The following is a 21,616-nucleotide window of genomic DNA, read 5'->3' as shown; positions in this document are numbered from 1 at the left end:
ATTAACGCTGATCTCGCCGCGACGCTAAGCGATCGGCAAGCCGTGTAGGTTCAGGCAGTTTGGTACGCCCTAAACAGCGCATCACCCAGGCAAGCGACGTTTCCAGGGTGATGCGATGCCCTGGTGACACATACACCGGTTTTACCTTGGCACGAGAGCGCAGCACGGCCCCAATAGTTTCTTGCCCCGCGTAAAGCGGCACCCAGTCTCCGCGCTGCTCGCCCACCTCAGCGTGTTTGCCATATAGGCGTGATTTGGCAATCCCAATAGTGGGTAAATCCAGCCACAGCCCTAAATGCGCCGCCACCCCTAAGCGCCGTGGATGGGCAATTCCCTGCCCGTCGACCATGACCAGTTCAGGTAATACGCTGAGCTTTTCAAACGCCCCCAGCGCCGCCGGAATTTCACGAAACGAGAGCAGGCCAGGAATATACGGCATGCGGGTGGGCTCACGATGAACCACTTGTTCCACCACGTTTAAACTGGGCGCGGTAGCAGGGTCCCACTCCAGCAACACTACGGCTGCCCGGGTTGTTTCGCCGCCATCTTCAAAACCGATATCCACTCCCGCTATATGCTTCACAGAGGCCAAGCGGTCGGATATTTCCAACCCCTTCGCCAACTGTGTCTGTAACGCCCTCGCTTCCCTAGGTGCTAAATTCCATTCGTGTAGCGGTGCAGACATGTCATCCTCCCTGACAATAAACAATCCAATGAATGAAGAGTAAGGTAGCAAAAAAACGCCCCCGCACCAGTAAAGGAGCGGGGGCGTTTGAGATTTTCTCAGTGGCCGCTTGGCGGCAGCTGATTAATCCTTACGTCGAAGGCTTAAGCGCGTTCGCGACGACGAACCGGCGCATCGCCTTCGTCACGACGGCGGCGCGGAGCGCGCTCAGCCGGGGCGCTGTCTTCGCTGATTTCCAACGGACGACCGGCCACACGGGCACGTGCCATCTTGGTCAGAATCGTTGCGGGCAAGCCGCTCGGCAGTTCGACTACAGAGAACGCGTTGCGGATATCGATACGACCGATACGCGCGCCTTCAATGCCGCCTTCGTTGGCAAGAGCGCCGACTAACTGACCCGGCTTCACGCCATCTTTATGACCTACGGAGACGCGGTAGCGCGTCATACCTTCGGTCGGGCCGCTAGTGCGTTCACGACGGGCACCCGGCTTACCAGCAGGAGCGCCATCACGCGAGGGCTTCTCTTTACGCGGTGCCTGTAGGCGACCAATCGGCGGCTCATCAGCACGCGCCATCGCGGCAAACGCACAAGTTAGCTCGATCGGGTCATGGCCTTCTTCGATCAGACGCTCAATCAGAGCACGCTGCTCTTCGGCGCCTTTCGTCAAGGAGGCAATCACGCGCTCATGGAAGACTTCATCGCGATGAGCACGAATAGCGGCTTCATCAGGCAGCGGCATTTCGGTCATTTTCTGGCCGGTTGCCTGCTCCATCCAACCCACTTTGCGCGCTTCACGGAAGCCAGCAAAGGTAATCGCGATACCGCTACGACCCGCACGGCCCGTACGACCAATACGGTGCGTGTAGGCTTCTGCATCTTGCGGCAGATCGTAGTTAATAACGTGCGTAATACGCGATACGTCAAGACCACGGGCGGCTACGTCGGTGGCGATCAGTACGTCGACTTTGCCACGCTTCAAGCGCGTAATGGTACGCTCACGCAGGCTCTGGTCCAGATCACCGGACAGGCCAGCGGCGTTAACACCACGGGCAGTCAGTTGCTCAACTAGCGTGGTACAAGCGGCACGGGTACGCACAAAGACGATAGCGCCATCGACCGGCTCGACTTCAAGAATACGCGCAACGGCTTCAAGCTTAGCGCCACCGTCAACGCGTACAATGCGCTGTTCGATGTTTTCGCCGGTAGTGGTACCTGACTCGATCGCCACTTTTACCGGGTTAACCAAATAGCGGTTAACGATGCGTTCAATTTCAGCCGGCAGCGTGGCCGAGAAGAACACGCGCTGAGCATCTTTCGGGGTATCGGCAACCACGCGTTTTACGTCGTCGATAAAGCCCATGCGCAGCATTTCATCAGCTTCGTCCAGCACTAGAGCGGACAGGCCATCAAGCTTCAGGCTACCGCGATCCAGGTGGTCGATAATCCGGCCTGGGGTACCGACAACCACTTGCGCGCCACGCTTAAGGGCGCCCAGCTGTTCACGGTACTCTTGGCCACCACATAGGGTCGCCACTTCGAGACCTTTCAGGTTTTGACCATACTTACTAAACGAGGCAGCTACTTGCTGAGCCAATTCGCGAGTTGGCGCCATTACCAACACTTGCGGCTCGCGGCGAGTCAGTTCTAAACGTGACAGTAACGGTAATGCAAACGCTGCAGTTTTACCGGTGCCGGTTTGTGCTTGGCCCAGCATATCGCGGCCTTCAAGCAGCGCAGGGATGGTTTGCGCTTGAATCGGCGAGGGAACTAAATAGCCCTGTGATTCAACAGCAGAAAGAACGGCAGGCAAAAGAGCCAGGTCGCCGAAGCTCGGCGAGGCGACAGAAGTCGAGGTCATTAATCACACCTTGGTAGGCCGGTAAGTACCGGCAAAAAACATCATAAGCGTCCCTGACTCTGTTAGCGCATAACGACATACATGTATGTCATTATCGAAAACAGGCACCGCCGTAGCGGTCATAGCCATCAATGGAGTCGGAGACGCCGGTCGCACCTAGCATCCGGTTGGCAAACACCGCATTCGCGGGCCAACCGTTGTGGCGACCTTCTGCGCCGATTTCACCCGTGTGGTGAAATACTGGAGGCGCGCCATCTACACAGCAATGAACATCTAGCAATTGGCGAGATGTTCCCGCAAGCGATACTGCTGATAACTATTAATCACTACTCATTAATAACTATGCAAGTAAACGCTCACCGTCGTGATGGAGGGGCCAGCACATGCGAGGAGCGCGCATCCTAACATCGCATTTTGCTTCTGACCAGCACTTTTAACTTACACCATACTGAATCATGGACTTGCGCTCATGCAGATATGGTCTAACCTAGAAAGTACCTAATCAAGTTCACTACCCTCAAGGAGCGATGCAATGAACTGGGATCAGATTGAAGGCAAATGGACAGAAATGAAGGGCAAGGCTCGCTCTAGCTGGGGTGAGTTTACCGATGATGAACTGGATCAGATTGGCGGTAAGAAAGACCAGTTAGTCGGCAAGCTTCAGCAAAAATATGGCCTTGAGCGTGAAGAAGCAGAGCGTCAGGCAGACGACTGGGCTGATAAGCAGTAAATCTATATTTGCAAAACCTGTATTTGCAGTACCTGTATTTACAGGAAAGTTTTCAGTAAACATTTTTTATTGATCATTTATCGTAGCCACATGGAGAGATGCTATGCGTAAGACAATCCTCACAACAGCGATTGGCACTGCCCTACTAGGAAGTTTTGCTATCGGCGCTCATGCGTCAAATGAGCCGCAAGGAATGTACTCTGCCGATGACATCCTTGATGCAGAGGTCTACTTTGCCGGCGGTTCCGGTGAAGAAATTGGTGATGTAGATGACATCTTGTTTGATGAAGAGATGCGTATTAATGCGATCGTGATCGAAAGTGGCTCAGTGCTTGGCCTAGGTGGCCGCGAGATTGTTGTAGGCACTGATTACTTCACTCTCGAAACTGATACGGAAGATGACGGTGACACTGAGCACCGCATTATGGTCGAAGCCAGCCAGGAAGAAGTCGAAGCCTTCCCCGCTTATGACAACGATTGGTGGGAGCAAACCAAAGCCAATGCCCGTGATGCTTGGCAAACAACCCAAGAAGGTGCTGAAAGTGCTTGGCAGCGTACCCGTGAAGCAGTAAATGCTGACGAGTAATGGTTAGACGCTATCGTTAGATTGACTGAAGAGCGAAGTTTAAAGGGCCGCCTAAATAGGCGGCCCTTTTTGATGCTAATTGTTTGTGGTGGCCTATTTGCGTCGTACGCCCTGCCCCGGCAAACGCTCACGGTCATGGGCACGCTCAAAATCGAGCAGCGGGCCTGCTGGCACAATCCGCGTCGGGTTAATCGTGTCGTGGCTATAATAGTAGTGGCGTTTGATATGATCCATATTGACGGTCTCCGCCACACCGGGCCACTGATAGATTTCTCTCACGTAATTGGAAAGATTGGGATAGTCTTCAATACGCTTAAAATTGCATTTGAAATGGCCGTAATAAACTGCATCGAAACGTATCAACGTGGTAAACAGACGAATATCGGCTTCGGTCAACCATTCACCTGCCAAGTATCGCTGCTCAGCTAAACGCGCCTCCATACGTTCCAAAGCGTCAAAGAGCGCTTTCACGTGTTTTTCGTATACCGCCTGCTCGGTAGCAAAGCCCGATTTATAAACCCCATTATTAATGTGGTCATAAACATCAGCGTTAACGTCATCAATCACGCTGCGTAGGTCTTCCGGGTAAAGATCCAAGTCGTTGCCGGTCAGTTCATCAAACGCATGATTAAACATACGCATCAGATCGGCAGACTCATTATTCACAATGGCACTACGCTGCTTGTCCCATAGCACAGGCACCGTGACGCGGCCGGTATAGTGCGGATCGGTTTTGGTGTAAAGCTGATGATGGAAGTCCACATCGTTAATCGGGTCACCACTAGCGCCTTCACCCTGGTGGTAGGTCCAGCCTTGGTCGAGCATTAGTGGGCTGACATGGGAGGTGCCTATCAGCGGCTCCAACCCTTTCAGTTTGCGCATGATCAGTGTTCGATGCGCCCAAGGGCACGCAAGCGATACATATAAATGGTAGCGATCTTTTTCTGCAGGATAACGGTCGCCATCTGTTTCGGGCTCGGCGCCCACCCAGTCGCGTAGTTGGGCGGATTCACGCACAAACTCGCCGCCGTGCTTTTTTGTGTCATACCACTGGTTTTGCCATTTACCATTAACGAGCAGTCCCATTGGGCGTCTCCTGAAAGTCTTTCGGGTGCTTGGCTAGATGCCTTACGCTTTTTTCAGCATACCCCCGCCTCAAGGATGCTCAAGCGGATGTTTTACGCCTTTTCGTTCGAGTGAATCGAATCATGCTGGGCACACTCGCTAATTACTGCCTGTTTTAATGCAGCGGCCATCGCATGAGCCGCAGGCCCTGCCCGGTCTCGGTCGCGGAAAATCAACTGAATCGGCACTTCACGAATACCGCCTGCAGGTAACGGCAATACCTTTAATTGGCCGTTTTTTAACTCCTCACCAATACGTGTTTCTGGCATCCAAGCAAATCCCAATCCACGCCGCAGCATATCAAGCGATGTATTGAGATGAGTAACGGTCCATCGCTGTTCTGCTTTCAACCAGCCCGCGTTGGTTGATTGACGCAGCGCTGAGTCGCGTACGACCAACTGGCGGTGTTGAGCAAGGTCTCGCAGATCCAACGAGCGGCCCAACTGATGCAGGGCATGTTGAGGATGCGCAACAGCCACAAAGCGAACCGTCACCAGCGGCTCGCCCAAAAAACCTTGCGCCTCAATGCCGGAGACCACCAAGTCTGCGCGACCATCGTAGAGCATTTCAATGCCCCCATTGAGCACACTTTCGTGCAACTGAACACGCACCTGAGGATACGTTTCAGAAAAACGCTCTAGCGCCTTGGCTTGAGCACCCGTTGGAAATACCTGATCAATGGCCACCACTATTTCTGCTTCTAAGCCAGCGGCTAGCCTGGTAGCCACATCTTCAAGCGAGGCTGCGCTTTCAATTAACTGGCGCGCACGGCGAAGCAACAGCTCACCCGCTTCAGTTAAGCGTACTTGGCGGCCAATGGGTTCCAGCACCTGAACGCCTAGCTGCTCTTCTAATTTATGCACGGCATGGTTGAGCGTAGAAGGGCTTTTATGTACGGCTTCTGCCGCTCGTGCGAAGCCACCATGGTCAACTACGGCAGCCAACATTTGCCATTGTGAAAGTGTTACCCGGGACATTTCGATTTCCTCAACGCAATACAGCGGAACAATGCGCTTATTATTCGAAAAAACATGACTAGAATGCCAGGAAACAGTCATCAATGCCGCCTATGTGTATAAAAAGCCTGTTACTCCTCTTAAGTAATGGGTATTGAAAAGATTGAACACTCGGATACTATATAAATTTTAGACACTTGCTATATTTATGCTTTAGAAAAATCAGTTTTCGTCTATGATTCCTGAATCCGTGAAGCCGGCGCCGACACTTTCCCTATCACCGCCAGCGAGCACTTTTTGATCATTCGCCCCGTGCAAGTTGGCTTTCGCAAGCCCGTTATTGCCAAAACCCACCGTGCTGATCGGTGCTGACGGCCCGTTTTGTCATGCCTTTCCACCCGCCAGGCACGACATATCTGGCGATCGCGTGTCGCTTGGAACTGCTTGTGGATAGAGTGTCGCCGATTGACGGTCAGCATGGCGTTCCTCGTGGATAACGCAGTCGGCTCCGCAGCGTCTTGAGCACCGTCATGCGCCCGATATCCTGCCCGAAGTCGAGGATGATCTGCCGTGCCTTGTGAATCACGAGAGCCGCACGGTGCACCAACTCTTGTAGCACGGTGCGCAGCCGGCGCCGCTTGGCCGGGTGGCGAACCGGGCTCAGCTCGCCGGTCATGCCCAGCTGTCCCATCAGGCGCAGGATGTTGTAGGCCAACTGGGCGAGATGCAGGATCAGATCGTTGGTGGCGAACTTGCCGGACGGCAAGCGCTCCAGGTCGAGATCGGTCTTGATCTCGCTGTGAAACTGCTCATGGGTGGCATGCGCCTGGTAGCGCTTGATCACCGCCTCCGGCGCCTCGTCCAGGCTGGTCCACCAGCCTTCCAACTCATAGTCCGGTTCGAGCAGCAACTGGCCATCGCGATCGGCGGTGCGCTCGACCAGGCGCATCACGCGTTGGACGACGTATTCGGTCTTGTTGTCGTCGTGGATCGAGACGGTCTGCGTCCACAGCGCCTGGCGCTTGCCAGGACGCAGCTCTTCCCAGTAGTCCGCCGCCACCGCCAGCCAGGTATCTCGATCAGCCGTGGCCGAGCCACGCGGGTTCCATTTGACGACATAGTCGAGCCGGCGCCCCTCGTCGGCAAAGACCTGGCGTTGCTGTTCGAGAAGCGCCAGGTGCGCCTGGCTGTCGAAGCCGCTGTCCTCGCGTAACAGGATCGGTTGCTTGGTCAAGCATTGGGCGCGAGGCAGTACCCGCTCCAGGAAGGCGTTGCTCTCCTTCATGGTGTGCTGCTTGCCAGGCCGCAGTTCCAGACCCAGGCACCACCCTTCGTTGCCCAGATAGGCGGCGATCGGGGTGTAGCCATCGACCTTCTGGTAGGTCCGCGAGACGCCTTCCTTCTTCGAGTTGCTGTTGTCCATGACGAAGGTGTCGATGTCCAGGCAGACGTGCGTCGTCTCGGCGGTGATCGGTGCTTCGATCAGTGACAGCAGGGTCGTGGACCAGGTGGCGGTGCGCGCCTGCAGGTCGTTGGCGGCAAGTTTCTCCAGCCGCTGTCGCAGCGTCGCCGCGCTCGGCACCTTCTGCAGGGTCAGCAGTTGTTGGAAGGGCTTGTCGCGGCGGAAGTTCTCGACAGCGTCATAGTCGCTCATGCCCAGACACAGCAGGCCCAGGTAGCTCTTGATCACGTCACTGGTGCGCATGCCCAGCGTGGTGGGGAAGCGGCTGTCGATGCTGTCGACGCCAGCGATCTCGAAGCATTGCCCGATGATGGACAGCCCGGCGTGGCTGGTGAGGGTGCGGCGACTGGCGCGGAACTTTATGTTGGGCATGGCACTGTCTGGGTGAATGGCGATAATGGCTATATTGCCATGCAGGTCAGTGGGTTAGAAGTGCTTCCGGGGGCCGGTCTCACGGATTCAGGTGATTGGTACAGAGCATGTAGCTAGCCTGCTTTTTCAGTTACATTTGTTAGCAAACGGTGTTTATAAATAGTAATCTTTGTCTATTGTCGCCATAATTCTTTTTAATTAAATTTTATGTATAGACATACAGTCTATTCACCCTTGCCCTCATGGGGTATGGTTCCTGGGTTTATGCGCTTAACTGTTGCTTTTAATCACGAACTCGGCGGTCCATTTACCCATGTTGCGAATCCTTTATTCGCTGCCCCGCACGCACAAATTATTACTGTTACCTGTGGCCACTATGGTCACTGTGCTGGGCACACAGAAGTTACTGACGACATACCAAGATCTAAATCAATCACACACACCGCTTGAAAGCGTGCTGGTTCCGCTTCCTAGCGATTCTGCTCCGGGGGTCCCTTCCCTGCGTCAAGAACGCACGCCGGTAGCAGAAGCGATCGATCGCGCTTCACGCGCCCTCGACGCCACCCGCGACAATATTCCTCTCAGCGAATTAACCGCCACCGAGATCGTTGATCTCGATATGAACGTTATCTCCAGTGCACAAGCAGACATGGCCGGGCAAGCCGCCTTGGGCGACGAAGTAACGGTACTTAATGCCGCAGCCCTGGATGCGCCTGCTCTTGATATCGCAACGCTAAGTAGCGCAGGGCTTGATGACGGCGCGCTTGATGACGGCGCATTGCATATGGCGATTGTGCTGGGCACCCTCTCCAGCGGTATGCTGGATGCAGACGACGCTTCATCAGTTGAAATTGCCGATGCCACTTCTTATGAGGATTACGGTGTTGAGCTATTTGGTGACATCTCATTTCTGGATTTAGAACTGGCAGCTGAAGAGCCGTTTGTTCCTGAGTGGGAAACGCATATCGTCGAATCTGGCGAAACGTTCGCTTTGCTGGCACAAAATGAATTAGGCCTTGGGTACAGCGAAGTGTTGGCCCTGCTTGAGGATTTGCCCGACCAACGCATGCTAACCAACTGGCGCGCCGGACACAGCTTTGATTACCAGCTAGACGAAGATGGGCGTTTACTTTCCTTACGCATGATGAAAAATACCCGTGACGGTATTTTATTGGAGCGTGATGCAAACCACTTCGCTATCACCACTATTGAGCGGCAAGGTGAACCTGTTCAACGCCTTTATGCCGGTAGCGTCAGCGGTAGTTTTGCACGCTCCGCCCAGGCAACAGGCCTGAACAGCGGCTCGGTAACGGAACTAACAAAGCTGCTCGAAAAGAAACTCGATTTTCGGCGTGACAGCCGCCGCGGTGATCGCTTCCAGGTTCTAGTCGAGTCAGACATGATCGATGGGGAAACGCTTGATTCTCGCGTACTCGCGGTGCAATACGACGGCGAACGCATGGACTTAACCGTAGTGCGCAATGCCAACGACGATAACTTCTATACGCCTGGGGGCGGAAGTTTGGATCCCGCCTTTGCCCGCCACCCGTTTGAAGGCAGCTATCGGTTAAGCTCGGGCTTCAATCCACGCCGGAAACACCCGGTGACTGGCCGCATTAGCCCCCATAACGGAACCGACTTTGCTATGCCCATTGGCACGCCGGTAACGGCTCCCGCCAATGGTGTTGTTGAGCGCGTCAGCAACCATCACGCCGCAGGACGCTATATTGTCGTCCGTCATGACAATGGCTACCGGACGCGCTACCTGCACCTCTCCCGGCCGTTGGTGAAGCAAGGTGAACGCGTGACCATGGGCGAGCGTATTGCACTGTCTGGCAACACAGGCCGTAGCACCGGCCCACACCTGCACTATGAAGTCATCGTTAACAACTCACCAGTGAATGCGATGACCGTCCCCCTACCCGAGAACACCAGTTTGAGCGGCGACACGCTTATTGCGTTTCAGAACCAAGCAGCGCCAATATTAGCCACACTGGAAAGCGGCGAAACAGGGCCGGTTAGCGTGGCTAATTATCAGCAGGAAAGCGACGACTAGCGACCGCTTCATAGCCACCGGATACTCAAACGCAAAACACCGCCACTAGGCGGTGTTTTGCATTGACTTACGCTATTTTTCACCTATCTAAACTGGCCGCTGCAGCGCGGCTAGTAGCGCTGCATCACGGCGGTAGATATCAGGCCTAAACTCCACTTCACCTTCCGCATTCGGCCATGCGGTTAAATAATGCAGTGCAATGGGTATACGCTGGGATAAGCTCACATTACGATCACTCCCCCCATTTAACAGCGAACTCATTTGGTAACGACTGCCGGTATCTTGCAGCAGCATTTGCGCCAGCTCAGCCACACCCTCTACCCGCACACAGCCTGAACTGAGTGCGCGCTGGTTACGCTGAAATAGCCCTCGGGCAGGGGTATCATGTAAATAGATCATGTCATCGTTGGGAAACCGCACCACGACCCGACCAAGTGGGTTACCCGAGCCCGCCACTTGGCGCAACATCACGCCGCCTGGGCGCTGCCAATCGATCTCTTCTGCCACGAGCGGCTCACCGGAAGGACTAATTACCCGAATATTTTGGCGCGCCAAGTAATCGATATCCGCACGCACGCGAGGCAATATATCCTCACGCATGATCGTCGGCGGGATGGTCCAGGATGGATTAATCGTTAAATGGCTAATGGTGGAGTGGATGATCGGCGTTTCACGATGCGGCGAGCCGACGACCACTCTGGTATCCCAGTGCTCGCCGTTAGGACGCACATAGTGCATCCGGTAACCAGCAATATCGACCCATACTCGTGGCTCGGCAGACTGCATCGGGTGGATCCACCGCGCGCGTTCTAAATTGACCTGCAGTTGGTCGATTCGCGCCGACACCGGCGTATTTAACGCCAGCCGGGTCTGTTCACCCACCACACCATCTTCCTGTAGTAAATGGCGGCGCTGAAAACGCTTCACAGCGGATTCAAGTGGCGCATCAAACACGCGCTGATTAGACGCTGCTTGCACATCGATTAGCGGATAAGCGCTGCTGTCAGCCACCATCAAGCCCGTTTCACCCCAGAGTGCCAAACGCTGGCGCAGCACAATAACATCGTCGGCTTCATCCCCCGGCCGAAGAGACTCTTCCCGAGTGGCTAAGTAAGGTGCGCTGCCCAGGTTTGCCAACTGGTAATGTTGCTTTAGGGTGTCACGCAATTGCTGATATTCACCTGACGAAGGCCTGGCCAGCGCGGTGGCATTATCCAGCGCACGATCTTCAACGGCATGTACAACACGTAGCAGCGAGTAGTCGCTTTCTGGTCGCGGCGCGTCCCACTGTGGCTCTACGTCTCGCGGATTCACCTTACCGCGCTCTAAATGGTCCAGCGCCAGCAATAGCGAGCGAGTGGCTTTGATATCAAACGAGGCCTGTGCGGCATCATCACCCGACTGACTACGCTGAAACTCACCAAGCAACGTATCAGCGTCATAATCTGTCGGCACCAAGCCATCGTTTTCCAAACTGTTTAGCGCCTCGACCAGTGACTCAACTGCAGCCGCTGCCTGCCACGCGGGCTGACCATCACTTAGTTGATAAAACTCAGTAATAGGAAGTTGTCGCGCGTCTGCGGAGCTTAATTGTTGAGCTATCGCCTGCTGCAATGAATCTGAGGCTGAATCCGCATATACAGGGCTGATGCCTAAAGGGCCGTAGGTAAGCGTTAGACACAGAGCGCTCCCTATCGCCCATCGTCTTAGTGGCTGTCTCTCGTTCATCACCCTCTCCTTGCGTTACTATAATCTTCCACATCGCCGACTCTGTTTTTTTATATTAGTCGGCTAATTTTCATAATGACTGATATTGCAGGTAGGATCGACTTTTATGGCTCTTCGTTTAAATGTTGCCACGTTATTATTTTCTCTACCTTTTACATTATTTACATTACCGCTACACGCCGCCAGTTTCTTTGCCCAGGTTGAATCTACACCACCACGCGGCGTACTGCCTTTACATCACCAGTTATTGCAACTCGCCCCTCAGGCAACGCCCGAGGCATTGCGTTTGGCCGCTCAGGCACTCAATTGTGCCGATCCCACTGCCGAGCGCCTTGCAGTCATTGACTACTCGCTGCCGTCTACCGAACCACGCCTATGGGTATTTGATTTACGTCAGCATGAATTGCTCTTTGAGGAGCTGGTTTCTCATGGCCAAGGGTCTGGCGATGCCCAGGCCGAGACATTTTCCAACACGCCTGATAGCCACCAATCCAGCATTGGCCTATTTCGTACCATGAATAGCTATTACGGTCGCAACGGCTATTCGCTGCGTCTGGAAGGCCTTGAACCTAACGTCAACGACCTAGCATTCGAGCGCGCCATTGTGATCCACGGTGCTGACTATGTGAGCGATGCGTTCATTACCCAAACGGGGAGATTAGGCCGTAGCCATGGTTGCCCCGCAGTACGTGAAGACGTTACTTACCCACTGATTGATAGCCTGAAAGAAGACCAATATGTATTTGCTTATTATCCTGATGCCGAGTGGCTTGCCACCTCAGCGTTTCTAGGCTGCACAGCCGCCGCTCAACTTGCCCGTCGCTGATGCTATCCAAACGCTTAGCTATTCCGACGTTGAGCTATTCTATCTTTTAGCTATCCTGGCTTTTAGCTACCCAGTCTTTTAGCTATCTAGCCCGGATTTCTCACAGGGTATAAAAGAAAGCGGCTGAAAGTGTTAACGTTTCAGGGCCTTACACCAAAAACCAACACCAACAGCCGCTTCCAAAATGGTACCTGAAAAGCTGACCTTCTCGCCACTCTCTCGCCGCCAAATTGAAGCCGACTTCTCCGGGGGCCACATTACGTCGGACGCCGGATTACTCCTGCTTCGTGAAGTCGATAAACAGCATCGCCTAACACGCCGCTTGGCCGCCGTGCTTCATGATCCCCGCTCACCGGAACAGGTTCGTCATAAGCTCGACACGTTGGTTCGTCAGCGGGTGTTCGGTGTCGCCGCTGGCTATGAAGATTTCAACGACCATGAGGCCCTGCGCTATGATCAGGCCCTTCAGACAGCGCTCGGTGAAGAGGATACGCTGGCAGGCAAGTCGACGCTGTGCCGGGTGGAGCAGAACGCCGATCGGCAAGCAATAGTGAAGGCCCATGAGTTGCTGTGGCATCACTTCATTGAACAGCATGACGAACCACCCAAGGAGATCGTGCTGGACTTTGATGGCACCGACATCCCCGTGCATGGCGAGCAACCCGGCAAGTTCTTTAACCGTTATTACGATCACCACTGCTACTTCCCACTGTATGTCTTCTGTGGGCGCCACTTACTGGTGAGCTATCTGCGCACCAGTGACCGCAGCGACAGCCGCCATAGCTGGGCGATCCTCGCCTTACTGGTACGCTTTATCCGTCAATACTGGCCCGATACGCGCATCGTGTTACGAGGTGATAGCCACTTTTGTCGTCCCCGGATGCTGAACTGGTGTGATCGGCATCACGTCGACTACATCGTGGGAATCGCAAAGAACAGCCGGCTGCTCAAGGAAGTGGACGTCCCCATGATGCTGGTGCGCAAGACCCAATGGCAGGTGGGAGGGAAAGTAGCGGGGACGTTCCGCTTCCAGTATCAAGCCCGCTCCTGGAAATACCCACGCTGGGTGGTGGCCCGCCTAGAAGAAGGTGAGTTAGGCTCTAATCCCCGGTTTATCATCAGCTCTCGTTACGATGACGGCTTCAAGCTTTACTACGAGCAGTACTGTGCCCGGGGTGACATGGAGAACCGGATCAAGGATCAACAACTGAGCCTGTTTGCTGACCGGACCTCCAGCACGCACTGGTGGGCCAATCAGTGGCGGCTGATCTTGTCGGGCTTCGCTTATACGCTGTTCGAGCGGTTACGGACTTACCTGAAGCACACGCCCTTCGCGCGCATGAGTCCAAGCAACCTGAGGCTCAAGCTCATCAAAGTAGGCGCGGTCATCCTCCGCAATACGCGCCGCATCCGGGTGTTGATGAGTGACAGCTACCCCTATAAAACGGCGCTATCCGATCTGGTCAGGCGGTTGGTGCCGAACTGACTGCTCGGGCGCCCCCGGCCCGACGCAATGGGGGAAAGGGGGAAGTGTGTCTGAAGGACGGAAAGTGGTTAAAAAGTAGCCGATGTAAGTCGAGCCAGTAGGTGTTTAGCGGTGTTACAGCCTGAGTGCGGTACTGGCTGAGGTACTATGAGAAATCCAGGCTAGCCTCTTCGCTCTTCAGACTCTTAATAAAGAGGACGTTAAAAATCTCATTCTCGCAGGCTATGGGCAGCTGAATTTCATCATTTAAAGCAGCTAAACCAAGCGTATGGGGAACCCTCTGCAATAATTTGTGACAAATCAACACAAAATATTGCTACCTGCCGTAGGTGTCTCTGCCATGTTCACCTTTATGAATCCTTTTCAAAAAATTCGCCGCCTGGAACAGGAGGTCGCCGACTTACGCACTCAGCTCGACGCCGCCACCCCCTCGCCCAGCAGTCGTCTGTTAAGCCTAATGAAACCGTCGCAATCCATCGGCATGCTGCAAGCGAGAGGGGCGGATATGCTAGCCTCGCTCAATAACGGCCTTCAAGAGTATGCCGACCAGCTTGCAGGGGAACGCGCCACCCTAACGGAGACGTTTAACCTGATTGCCGCTGCCGAGCATGCCATCGACACCCTTGATCAGCGTTGTCACGATCCTGAATATGCCGAAGCGCTCCCCGCCTCGCCGTTAGTATTAGCTAAAACCCTACACGCCCTGAGCCAACTGCAAGTAGCGCTTGCTCGCAATGCGGGTCACGCGCAAGCATTAGCGGTTAGCACAGCACTCGAAACGGCCCATCGCCAAGGTCTTGGGAGTGCTGGTTCCGCTAGCCAGCAGTCACCGGGAATAGCCGCCATTGCAGACGACGTTCATCGCTTAGCGCTTAATATGCAGCAACTAAGCCATCAGCTCAGCCTGCTAATGGAGCAAGTCAATAGCCAGGTAAGAACGCACTCGCAAGCAGTGGTGAAAAAACGCCAAGCCGACGAAGACACGGCCCAAAAGGCACAGACAGCTAAGCACGCATTGCATCGGTTAACGGATCAAACTCAGCATATGCACAAGGTGATACATCACAGTGCTACCGCTGCGTTTTTACACTCCGCCAAGCTTGACCATGCAGTATGGAAATGTCGCCTCTATAAGCAGTTATTATCTGCCAACACCGACATACCACTAGAAGATCATCATCAATGCCGCCTAGGGCGCTGGCACCAGCAAGGTGAGGGCTACCAACGCTATGCCCGCACGGAGGCTTATCTAGCATTAACAGCGCCGCACAGACGCATGCATGAAAGCGGTGCTGAAGCGCTGAAGTTTGCCCGTCTAGGCGACCGCAATGGTCAATTAGCTGCTTTAGGCGTCATGGAAGAAGCCAGCCAACAGTTAGCCCTACAGCTGGACAATCTTATGGAACACGCCATATTTGAGGCGCCCTACTCAACCAGTCATCACTCACCGTTAGCAGGGGCCCCCTGAACATAACGCGCATTCCATTGCTGAAACATAACTCTCACTGAGCCAGCACCTTGAGTACCCTGAGCTTTCTGCTAAATAGCCCTTCATCTTCTTTAGTAGCCTATGCCATGCTGATTTCACTGCAACAACTCTTCTCACCAGTCGCAATGGAAAAAGCATATGGCACAGGTCAAAAAGCTAGACCTCGCATTACAAGGTGGTGGCGCTCACGGGGCGTATACCTGGGGCGTGATTGATCGCCTATTAGCGGATGAACGCATTGAAATTGAAGGGATCAGCGGTACCAGCGCCGGGGCGATGAACGGTGTCGTCATGGCCGATGCATTAACACGCGGTGATAAAGAGACGGCTCGCCAGGCGCTGTACGACTTTTGGAAAGCCGTCAGTCGAGCGGGTATGACAAGCCCAATCCGTCGTACACCCCTGGATATATTGACCGGCAATTGGAGCCTGGATCACTCACCCGGTTTTATTGCTATGGATCTGTTAAGCCGCGTGGCCTCGCCCTATCAGCTCAATCCGCTCAACATTAACCCGTTACGCGATATCGTGGCTGAGCATATTGATTTTGAACGGGTCCGAAAATGCGAACAGCTAAAGCTGTTTGTGGCGGCTACCAACGTGCGCACAGGAAAGCAGCGCGTGTTTCGCCGAGAAGAGATGAGTGTGGACGCCGTGATGGCCTCCGCCTGCTTGCCGTTTATCTTCCAAGCCGTAGAGATCGACGGCGAAGCGTATTGGGATGGCGGCTATATGGGCAATCCGGCACTGTTCCCACTCATGGAAGAGTGCAGCGCACGGGATATTCTGCTGATTCAAATCAACCCCATTAGCCGCAATGATGTACCCACCTCTGCGTCAGCGATTATGAACCGTCTCAACGAGATCACGTTTAATTCAGCACTGATTAAAGAGATTCGCATGGTCGCGCTGCTTAAAAATGCGCTTGATGAGCAGGGAATTGAAAATTGCTACCAGCAGGCGCTTTTTCACCGTATCAGCGGTGAGCTGGCGCTGGAAGAGCTCTCTGTGTCGAGTAAATCCAATTCCGAGTGGCCTTTTCTGTGCCATCTCTTTGAACAGGGCCAAGACGCCGCCGAACGCTGGCTAGGTGAACATTTCGATGCCATTGGCGAATACTCGACGCTCGATGTAGACGCTGTCTATTTACATGAATAGCGGCCTACATGAATAACGGGCTACATATATAACGGGCTACGCGAAGAGCGCCGATGTTTACCCGCGTGGCCAACGCCCTTTTAAGCACCAAGATGCCGCAAAAAAAGAACTGCATGCCCACTCATGCAGCATCTTCACTTCGCCAATGCACTAAAAAAAACAACAAAAACAAATTAAGATTATGATTTTTAACAATAAACATTCAACTGGCAAACTACCTGCATATTTTCAGCAGTGGTGGTAGGCGTGGACCAGGCCCAACTGGGTACGAGTGCGTCGAGCCTGACCTTCAATGGAGAAGGCATGTACTCGTCAATTGCTGGCGCAAAGCGCTAATTTTCGCGTTTAGCGTAGTGATCAACTCGTTTTATGCCCCGTGAGGCCATCCCATGGACATACGCAACAAAGCCAACCGCATTCGGCTGCTTAACTTTTCGACCCCTCAAATGCGCGCTTTCCACTTTTCATGGTTTGCGTTTCATATCTGCTTTTTCGGCTGGTTTGGCATCGCCCCTCTTATGGCGATTGTTCGTGAAGACCTTTCACTGACCCAAACACAAATCGGCAATACTATTATTGCTTCGGTGGCGATCACCGTCATTGTGCGCCTAGCCATTGGCGTACTGTGTGACCGTATTGGGCCGCGTAAAACCTATACCGGGTTACTGATGTTAGGTGCTATTCCGGTGATGGGCATTGGCTTAGCCGATAGTTTTGAAACCTTTCTATTAGCGCGCTTAGCCATTGGGGCCATTGGCGCCTCCTTCGTTATTACCCAATACCACACCTCAATGATGTTCGCCCCCAATGTGGTTGGCACCGCCAACGCTACCAGCGCGGGCTGGGGTAATTTAGGCGGCGGTACCACACAAATTCTGATGCCGCTGATCTTCTCAGGCATGCTGATGCTGGGCGTCAACGAAGCCTTTGGCTGGCGCTTAGCGATGATGGTACCCGGCGTTGTGATGTTCTTTACCGGGATCGGTTATTGGTTCTTTACTCAAGATGCACCCAACGGTAATTTCAGTGACCTGCGCGCAACTGGCGAGCTGCCTGAAGCGACCGGTGAAAACGGCGCAAAACATAGCTTTCTAGCTGCCGCCAAAGATATTCGAGTATGGGCGCTGTTTGTTGTGTACGGCCTATGCTTTGGCGTAGAGCTTACGATTAATAATATTGCCGCTATCTACTTTTTTGATAAATTTGACCTCACCTTAGCCACGGCGGGCCTGATTGCTGGCTTATTCGGCCTGATGAATATTTTTGCCCGTACACTGGGCGGTGTCTTTTCTGATTTATTCGCCAAGCAAGGCGGCCTAAAGGGGCGTGTACGCTGGCTGTTCATTGCCCTGATTTGCGAAGGGATTGCGCTGGTAGCGTTCTCGCAAATGCATGTACTCAGCCTCGCGATTGGTATCATGCTGGTGTTTAGCCTGTTTGTGCAGATGGCCGAAGGCGCCACTTATGGGGTCGTCCCGTTCATCAATAAAAAGGCCCTGGGTGCGGTGGCGGGCATAGTCGGTGCTGGCGGCAACGTGGGGGCAGTCGGCGCTGCCTTTCTGTTCCGCAGCGAAAGCCTGAGCTATCAGCAAGGTCTGTTCTACCTGGGAATAACGGTGCTGGCACTGGCATCCTGTGTTTTGCTGGTACGCTTTAGCGACGCCACCGAAGCTGAAGAGGCCAAAGCTTACCGCGATGCAGTTGGTGACGACGTTGGCGCAGGCGCTCTCTCGCTACGTTAAGCGCTTTCCAATACACTCAAGAACACTCCCATACGCCCTTATCCAGCTAGGTAGCGATATGGGAGTGTTTACATTTAGGCGGCGAGCCGTTAAGGAAATTTCTATGTCTTCAGCTCAGCAACTGCTCTTAACCGCCCTCCGTTGCGATATCGACAACCTTACTCACCTTGCCACCACCGCCGATATTGTCGGTGACATTAGCCGCTTTATTCATATGCTCCAACGTGAACGAGGAGCGTCAACGATCTATCTAGCCTCTCAAGGCCAGCGTTTCAAAACCCGCCGCGATACTTACCGCCAACACAGCCAGCAGGCGGAAACCTTAATGCGCCAGCGGCTGGAAGCGCTCAGCCAAGAGGCTCGCCCTCAGGCAGCCGCTCGCTTATTACGCCGGATTGCCGCCGTTTGGTATGCCCTTGATGAGCTTGATGAACTTCGTCTGGCTATCGACACCTTTGCCATCTCGCCTGATGCAGCCACTCAGGCCTTTAATCAACTGACCAGTGGGCTGCTAGCGATTGTATTTGAAGCCGCTGACTCCTCTATCGACCCCGATATCACTCGCCATCTGGTTGCCATTTTTCACTTAATGCAGGGCAAAGAATTAGCTGGCCAAGAGCGAGCCTGTGGCGCATTCGGCTTTACCCATGGCCACTTCGATGAAGCGCACCGCGCTTTATTGAATCAGCTAGTGACTGACCAGCAGCGCTGCTTTGACACTTTTGTAGAGTTTGCTACGCCTGAGGCGCAGCAGTCATGGCAAAAGGAGCTTTCACCTCGCACCCTGGCCGGTATTTGCCATTTACGCGACATCGCCTGCCAGCGTCATTCGGCATCACACACACCACCCAAAGACACATCTGATTCACTGGGTGAAACCTGGTACGAACTGACCACGCTACGTATCGACTCGATGAAAACAGTTGAGGATGCACTGATCACTCAGCTAAGTGTGTTTTGTCACCGCAAAATCGCTCAGGCCGAAGATGGATTGGAAAAAGCCAAAGCAGGGCCCTGTCGTCCTACGCCTGCCCCCTGCGAACACTTACTAACGCTGGCGGGTGCGCAACCATTAGGTGACCTGACAGCCAACGCGCTAACCTCACCGCTAGGGCGCTCGCTGATTGAACTCACCCAGGCACAGGCCAGCCGCTTACAAGGGCTTAGCGATGAGCTTGAAAATACCCGTAAAGCGCTGCGTGAACGCAAACTGATTGAACGTGCGAAGGGGCTTATCATGGCTCATCAAGAGATGAGCGAAGAAGAGGCCTACCGGTTTCTGCGTAAAACCTCTATGGATCAAAGCAAAAGCATGGCGGATATGGCCCAAGCTATTCTGGATCTCTCTGCAATGCTAAAACGCAAAGAAGATGGGCACGCCCGCTAACGTTAAGTAGTAGAGCCGTACCGCAATGGTTAGGTAGGTATGTTTGCAGGATGCCACTCCCTTAGCCATGCTAAAGGCTTACTTAGTTAAACGAGCAAGGAGTGCAACCCATGCATAAAGGCGTGTTATTGATTACCGGCGCATCCAGCGGTATTGGCGCGGCTACCGCCCGAGCAGCCTCTCGCGAAGGCTACAAACTGGTGTTGGCCGCCCGTTCTAGCGAAAAACTCACCGCACTTGCTCAAGAACTGGGGCCAGAAAACGTACTGACCTGCGAGTTGGACGTGACTAATTTTGAGCAGCAACAGGCGATGGTTGAGCATGCACTGGAAACCTTTGGCCGCTTGGATGCGATCTTTGCCAACGCCGGTCGCGGCGGCTCACCCGGCGGGTTTAGCGGCGCGGATCACGACGCATGGCGTGAGATGATTCTTACCAATATTTATGGCGTTGGGCTTACCATTCAAGCTTGCTTACCCGCCTTAAAGCGTAGCAAAGGCCATGTGTTATTAACCGGCTCAGCGGCAGGCCGCACGACCATCCCAGGCTCGATGTATAGCGCTACGAAATGGGCGGTCACGGGGATTGGCTATAACCTGCGTGAAGAGCTACGTGGCACCGGTATGCGCGTGACGTTGATTGAGCCAGGCATGGTCGACACGCCATTCTTTAATGAACCACCAGAGCATGCACTAGAAGATCGTGATATCGCCAATGCCGTGGTTTATGCGCTTGCGCAGCCTGCCCATGTGGACGTTAATGAAATTCTTATTCGCCCCACCCCGCCGCTAGAGTAAGCATGATCCGTCACTCCGCTCTCACCCAGTCCATATCGGCACATGTCACATCTACATGGCTCAGACCTTGCAATTTATGTTCACTGACCGCATAACGTGTAATTACCAAGCGCGCTAAGTAATTTTTCACTCAATGCGCCCACGAATTAACTTGCAGGTGACCCATGAGCCAACTCGCTTCCGCGGCGCTTTCCGTTCTTGATCTGGCCCCTATCCGCCAGGGCGGCAGCGCCGCTGAGACCTTCCAAGACAGCGTCTCGCTGGCACAGTTAACCGAGCGGCTAGGCTATACCCGTTACTGGCTAGCAGAGCACCACAATATTGCTGGCATCGCCAGCGCTGCCACCGCTGTGCTGATCGGTCATATTGCTGGGCAAACCTCCACCATCCGCGTGGGTAGCGGCGGCATTATGCTACCAAACCACCCGCCACTGGTGATTGCTGAGCAGTTCGGCACGCTGGAAACGCTCTATCCTGGTCGTATAGATTTGGGGTTAGGCCGCGCACCCGGCTCAGACGGTGCGACGATGCAAGCCATGCGGCGCAACGCTCATGCCGGCGTAGACGACTTTCCGCAATTGCTGAACGAGTTGCGCAGTTATCTAGACGATGCAGAGCCCCAGCAACGGGTGAAAGCCGTCCCTGGTCAAGGCACTCATGTGCCTATCTGGCTATTGGGTTCTAGCGGCTATAGCGCACAATTGGCCGCTAAGCTGGGCTTGCCCTTTGCGTTTGCTGCTCAGTTTGCGCCGGGCTATTTATTTGAGGCACTGCGCTTATATCGCGACAATTTCCGCCCTTCCGAGCACTTGGATAAGCCCCATGCGATGGTCGGCCTGCCCGTGATGGCGGCGGAAAGCGATGCGATGGCCCACTACTTGGCCACCACCGCGCAGCAGAAATTTCTGAATCTTATCCGTGGCAAGCCAACCCAGTCGCAGCCGCCTGTAGAGCAACTAGACTGGTCGCCGGTTGAGCAAGCCCAAGTCAGCCAGTTTTTAGGGGCGGCGATTATTGGCGGCCCAGAGACGGTCAAAGCCGAACTTGAAGAGTTCCAAGCGCGTACCGGTGCTGATGAATTAATGATTAACAGCGATTTTTATAACCATGCCGACCGGCTGCGAAGCTACGAGATTGTGGCTGAGGTCGCCCGTTGAACGGCGGCACTACTA

At 54.1% G+C, this 21,616-nt stretch carries 18 protein-coding genes; 11 read left to right on the top strand and 7 right to left on the bottom strand.

Translation table 11 applies throughout. From position 1 onward, the window contains the following. Position 1: 1 nt before the first annotated feature. The 3 genes from nfi to ACXUPB_RS05180 all read right to left on the bottom strand — a co-directional run bounded on the left by nfi (position 2) and on the right by ACXUPB_RS05180 (position 2,824). The gene (gene nfi / locus ACXUPB_RS05190) at positions 2-685 is read right to left on the bottom strand and encodes a deoxyribonuclease V (protein WP_035559275.1); all 684 of its coding nucleotides are present in this window, start codon (positions 683-685) and stop codon (positions 2-4) included. Between the two features lie 143 nt (positions 686-828). Further along, positions 829-2,544 (bottom strand): DEAD/DEAH box helicase, encoded by a 1,716-nt coding sequence (locus ACXUPB_RS05185; protein WP_035559272.1) that lies wholly within the window; start codon positions 2,542-2,544, stop codon positions 829-831. 91 nt (positions 2,545-2,635) lie between these two features. Further along, positions 2,636-2,824 carry a hypothetical protein gene (locus tag ACXUPB_RS05180; protein WP_035559269.1) on the bottom strand — a complete coding sequence of 63 codons (189 nt, stop codon included), beginning with the start codon at positions 2,822-2,824 and terminating at the stop codon, positions 2,636-2,638. Between the two features lie 252 nt (positions 2,825-3,076). Here ACXUPB_RS05180 and ACXUPB_RS05175 point away from each other — a divergent pair, with 252 nt between their 5' ends. Together ACXUPB_RS05175 and ACXUPB_RS05170 are read left to right on the top strand one after the other, a co-directional pair. Continuing rightward, positions 3,077-3,274, top strand: coding sequence for a CsbD family protein (locus ACXUPB_RS05175; RefSeq protein ID WP_008957698.1), 198 nt, complete (start codon positions 3,077-3,079; stop codon positions 3,272-3,274). A gap of 103 nt (positions 3,275-3,377) precedes the next feature. Further along, positions 3,378-3,860 (top strand): PRC-barrel domain-containing protein, encoded by a 483-nt coding sequence (locus ACXUPB_RS05170; RefSeq protein WP_179915729.1) that lies wholly within the window; start codon positions 3,378-3,380, stop codon positions 3,858-3,860. Positions 3,861-3,953: 93 nt separating this feature from the next. On the opposite strand, the gene ACXUPB_RS05165 is transcribed toward ACXUPB_RS05170, so the two are convergent. From ACXUPB_RS05165 to ACXUPB_RS05155, 3 genes are all read right to left on the bottom strand, one after another. Next, entirely contained in the window at positions 3,954-4,946 is a 993-nt protein-coding gene (locus ACXUPB_RS05165; protein ID WP_472955746.1) for a glutathione S-transferase family protein, read from the bottom strand. A 92-nt stretch (positions 4,947-5,038) separates the two neighbouring features. After that, a complete protein-coding gene (locus ACXUPB_RS05160; protein WP_035559260.1) occupies positions 5,039-5,962 on the bottom strand; it encodes a LysR family transcriptional regulator in 924 nt (307 codons plus the stop codon). Positions 5,963-6,413: 451 nt separating this feature from the next. Further along, positions 6,414-7,775, bottom strand: coding sequence for an IS1380 family transposase (locus ACXUPB_RS05155; RefSeq protein ID WP_074210231.1), 1,362 nt, complete (start codon positions 7,773-7,775; stop codon positions 6,414-6,416). A 313-nt stretch (positions 7,776-8,088) separates the two neighbouring features. Here ACXUPB_RS05155 and ACXUPB_RS05150 point away from each other — a divergent pair, with 313 nt between their 5' ends. Then, positions 8,089-9,831, top strand: coding sequence for a peptidoglycan DD-metalloendopeptidase family protein (locus ACXUPB_RS05150; RefSeq protein WP_472955744.1), 1,743 nt, complete (start codon positions 8,089-8,091; stop codon positions 9,829-9,831). An 87-nt stretch (positions 9,832-9,918) separates the two neighbouring features. Here ACXUPB_RS05150 and ACXUPB_RS05145 read toward each other — a convergent pair whose 3' ends face one another. Then, positions 9,919-11,559: a L,D-transpeptidase family protein gene (locus tag ACXUPB_RS05145; protein ID WP_472955741.1), complete on the bottom strand. Its 1,641-nt coding sequence runs from the start codon at positions 11,557-11,559 to the stop codon at positions 9,919-9,921. A 106-nt stretch (positions 11,560-11,665) separates the two neighbouring features. On the opposite strand from ACXUPB_RS05145, the gene ACXUPB_RS05140 reads away from it, so the two are divergent. From ACXUPB_RS05140 to ACXUPB_RS05105, 8 genes are all read left to right on the top strand, one after another. Beyond that, positions 11,666-12,385, top strand: coding sequence for a murein L,D-transpeptidase catalytic domain family protein (locus ACXUPB_RS05140; protein ID WP_035559253.1), 720 nt, complete (start codon positions 11,666-11,668; stop codon positions 12,383-12,385). 184 nt (positions 12,386-12,569) lie between these two features. Then, positions 12,570-13,871, top strand: a complete 1,302-nt coding sequence (locus ACXUPB_RS05135) for an IS1380 family transposase (protein WP_179917458.1) — start codon at positions 12,570-12,572, stop codon at positions 13,869-13,871. 340 nt (positions 13,872-14,211) lie between these two features. Further along, positions 14,212-15,339, top strand: a complete 1,128-nt coding sequence (locus ACXUPB_RS05130) for a CZB domain-containing protein (RefSeq protein WP_472955738.1) — start codon at positions 14,212-14,214, stop codon at positions 15,337-15,339. 159 nt (positions 15,340-15,498) lie between these two features. Then, on the top strand, positions 15,499-16,518 hold the full coding sequence (locus ACXUPB_RS05125) for a patatin-like phospholipase family protein (RefSeq protein ID WP_472955736.1): 1,020 nt from the start codon (positions 15,499-15,501) through the stop codon (positions 16,516-16,518). A 389-nt stretch (positions 16,519-16,907) separates the two neighbouring features. Further along, positions 16,908-18,260 (top strand): MFS transporter, encoded by a 1,353-nt coding sequence (locus tag ACXUPB_RS05120; protein WP_035559246.1) that lies wholly within the window; start codon positions 16,908-16,910, stop codon positions 18,258-18,260. A 103-nt stretch (positions 18,261-18,363) separates the two neighbouring features. Next, on the top strand, positions 18,364-19,647 hold the full coding sequence (locus ACXUPB_RS05115) for a nitrate regulatory protein (protein ID WP_035559245.1): 1,284 nt from the start codon (positions 18,364-18,366) through the stop codon (positions 19,645-19,647). A gap of 110 nt (positions 19,648-19,757) precedes the next feature. Then, on the top strand, positions 19,758-20,444 hold the full coding sequence (locus ACXUPB_RS05110) for an SDR family oxidoreductase (protein ID WP_008957710.1): 687 nt from the start codon (positions 19,758-19,760) through the stop codon (positions 20,442-20,444). A gap of 164 nt (positions 20,445-20,608) precedes the next feature. Next, positions 20,609-21,601 carry an LLM class flavin-dependent oxidoreductase gene (locus ACXUPB_RS05105; protein WP_035559243.1) on the top strand — a complete coding sequence of 331 codons (993 nt, stop codon included), beginning with the start codon at positions 20,609-20,611 and terminating at the stop codon, positions 21,599-21,601. The last annotated feature ends 15 nt before the right edge of the window (positions 21,602-21,616 follow it).

The sequence above is a fragment of the Vreelandella sp. DA03-1M genome (assembly GCF_055725665.1).
Note: the sequence above shows the minus strand (reverse complement) of the source record. Positions and strands in the feature narration are given on the sequence as shown.

Excerpts from the sequence above, each read along its gene's own strand:
- nfi (WP_035559275.1), bottom strand. The coding sequence starts at position 685 with ATGTCTGCACCGCTACACGAATGGAATTTAGCACCTAGGGAAGCGAGG.
- ACXUPB_RS05185 (WP_035559272.1), bottom strand. The coding sequence starts at position 2,544 with ATGACCTCGACTTCTGTCGCCTCGCCGAGCTTCGGCGACCTGGCTCTT.
- ACXUPB_RS05175 (WP_008957698.1), top strand. The coding sequence starts at position 3,077 with ATGAACTGGGATCAGATTGAAGGCAAATGGACAGAAATGAAGGGCAAG.
- ACXUPB_RS05170 (WP_179915729.1), top strand. The coding sequence starts at position 3,378 with ATGCGTAAGACAATCCTCACAACAGCGATTGGCACTGCCCTACTAGGA.
- ACXUPB_RS05165 (WP_472955746.1), bottom strand. The coding sequence starts at position 4,946 with ATGGGACTGCTCGTTAATGGTAAATGGCAAAACCAGTGGTATGACACA.
- ACXUPB_RS05160 (WP_035559260.1), bottom strand. The coding sequence starts at position 5,962 with ATGTCCCGGGTAACACTTTCACAATGGCAAATGTTGGCTGCCGTAGTT.
- ACXUPB_RS05155 (WP_074210231.1), bottom strand. The coding sequence starts at position 7,775 with ATGCCCAACATAAAGTTCCGCGCCAGTCGCCGCACCCTCACCAGCCAC.
- ACXUPB_RS05150 (WP_472955744.1), top strand. The coding sequence starts at position 8,089 with ATGTTGCGAATCCTTTATTCGCTGCCCCGCACGCACAAATTATTACTG.
- ACXUPB_RS05145 (WP_472955741.1), bottom strand. The coding sequence starts at position 11,559 with ATGAACGAGAGACAGCCACTAAGACGATGGGCGATAGGGAGCGCTCTG.
- ACXUPB_RS05140 (WP_035559253.1), top strand. The coding sequence starts at position 11,666 with ATGGCTCTTCGTTTAAATGTTGCCACGTTATTATTTTCTCTACCTTTT.
- ACXUPB_RS05135 (WP_179917458.1), top strand. The coding sequence starts at position 12,570 with ATGGTACCTGAAAAGCTGACCTTCTCGCCACTCTCTCGCCGCCAAATT.
- ACXUPB_RS05130 (WP_472955738.1), top strand. The coding sequence starts at position 14,212 with ATGTTCACCTTTATGAATCCTTTTCAAAAAATTCGCCGCCTGGAACAG.
- ACXUPB_RS05125 (WP_472955736.1), top strand. The coding sequence starts at position 15,499 with ATGGCACAGGTCAAAAAGCTAGACCTCGCATTACAAGGTGGTGGCGCT.
- ACXUPB_RS05120 (WP_035559246.1), top strand. The coding sequence starts at position 16,908 with ATGGACATACGCAACAAAGCCAACCGCATTCGGCTGCTTAACTTTTCG.
- ACXUPB_RS05115 (WP_035559245.1), top strand. The coding sequence starts at position 18,364 with ATGTCTTCAGCTCAGCAACTGCTCTTAACCGCCCTCCGTTGCGATATC.
- ACXUPB_RS05110 (WP_008957710.1), top strand. The coding sequence starts at position 19,758 with ATGCATAAAGGCGTGTTATTGATTACCGGCGCATCCAGCGGTATTGGC.
- ACXUPB_RS05105 (WP_035559243.1), top strand. The coding sequence starts at position 20,609 with ATGAGCCAACTCGCTTCCGCGGCGCTTTCCGTTCTTGATCTGGCCCCT.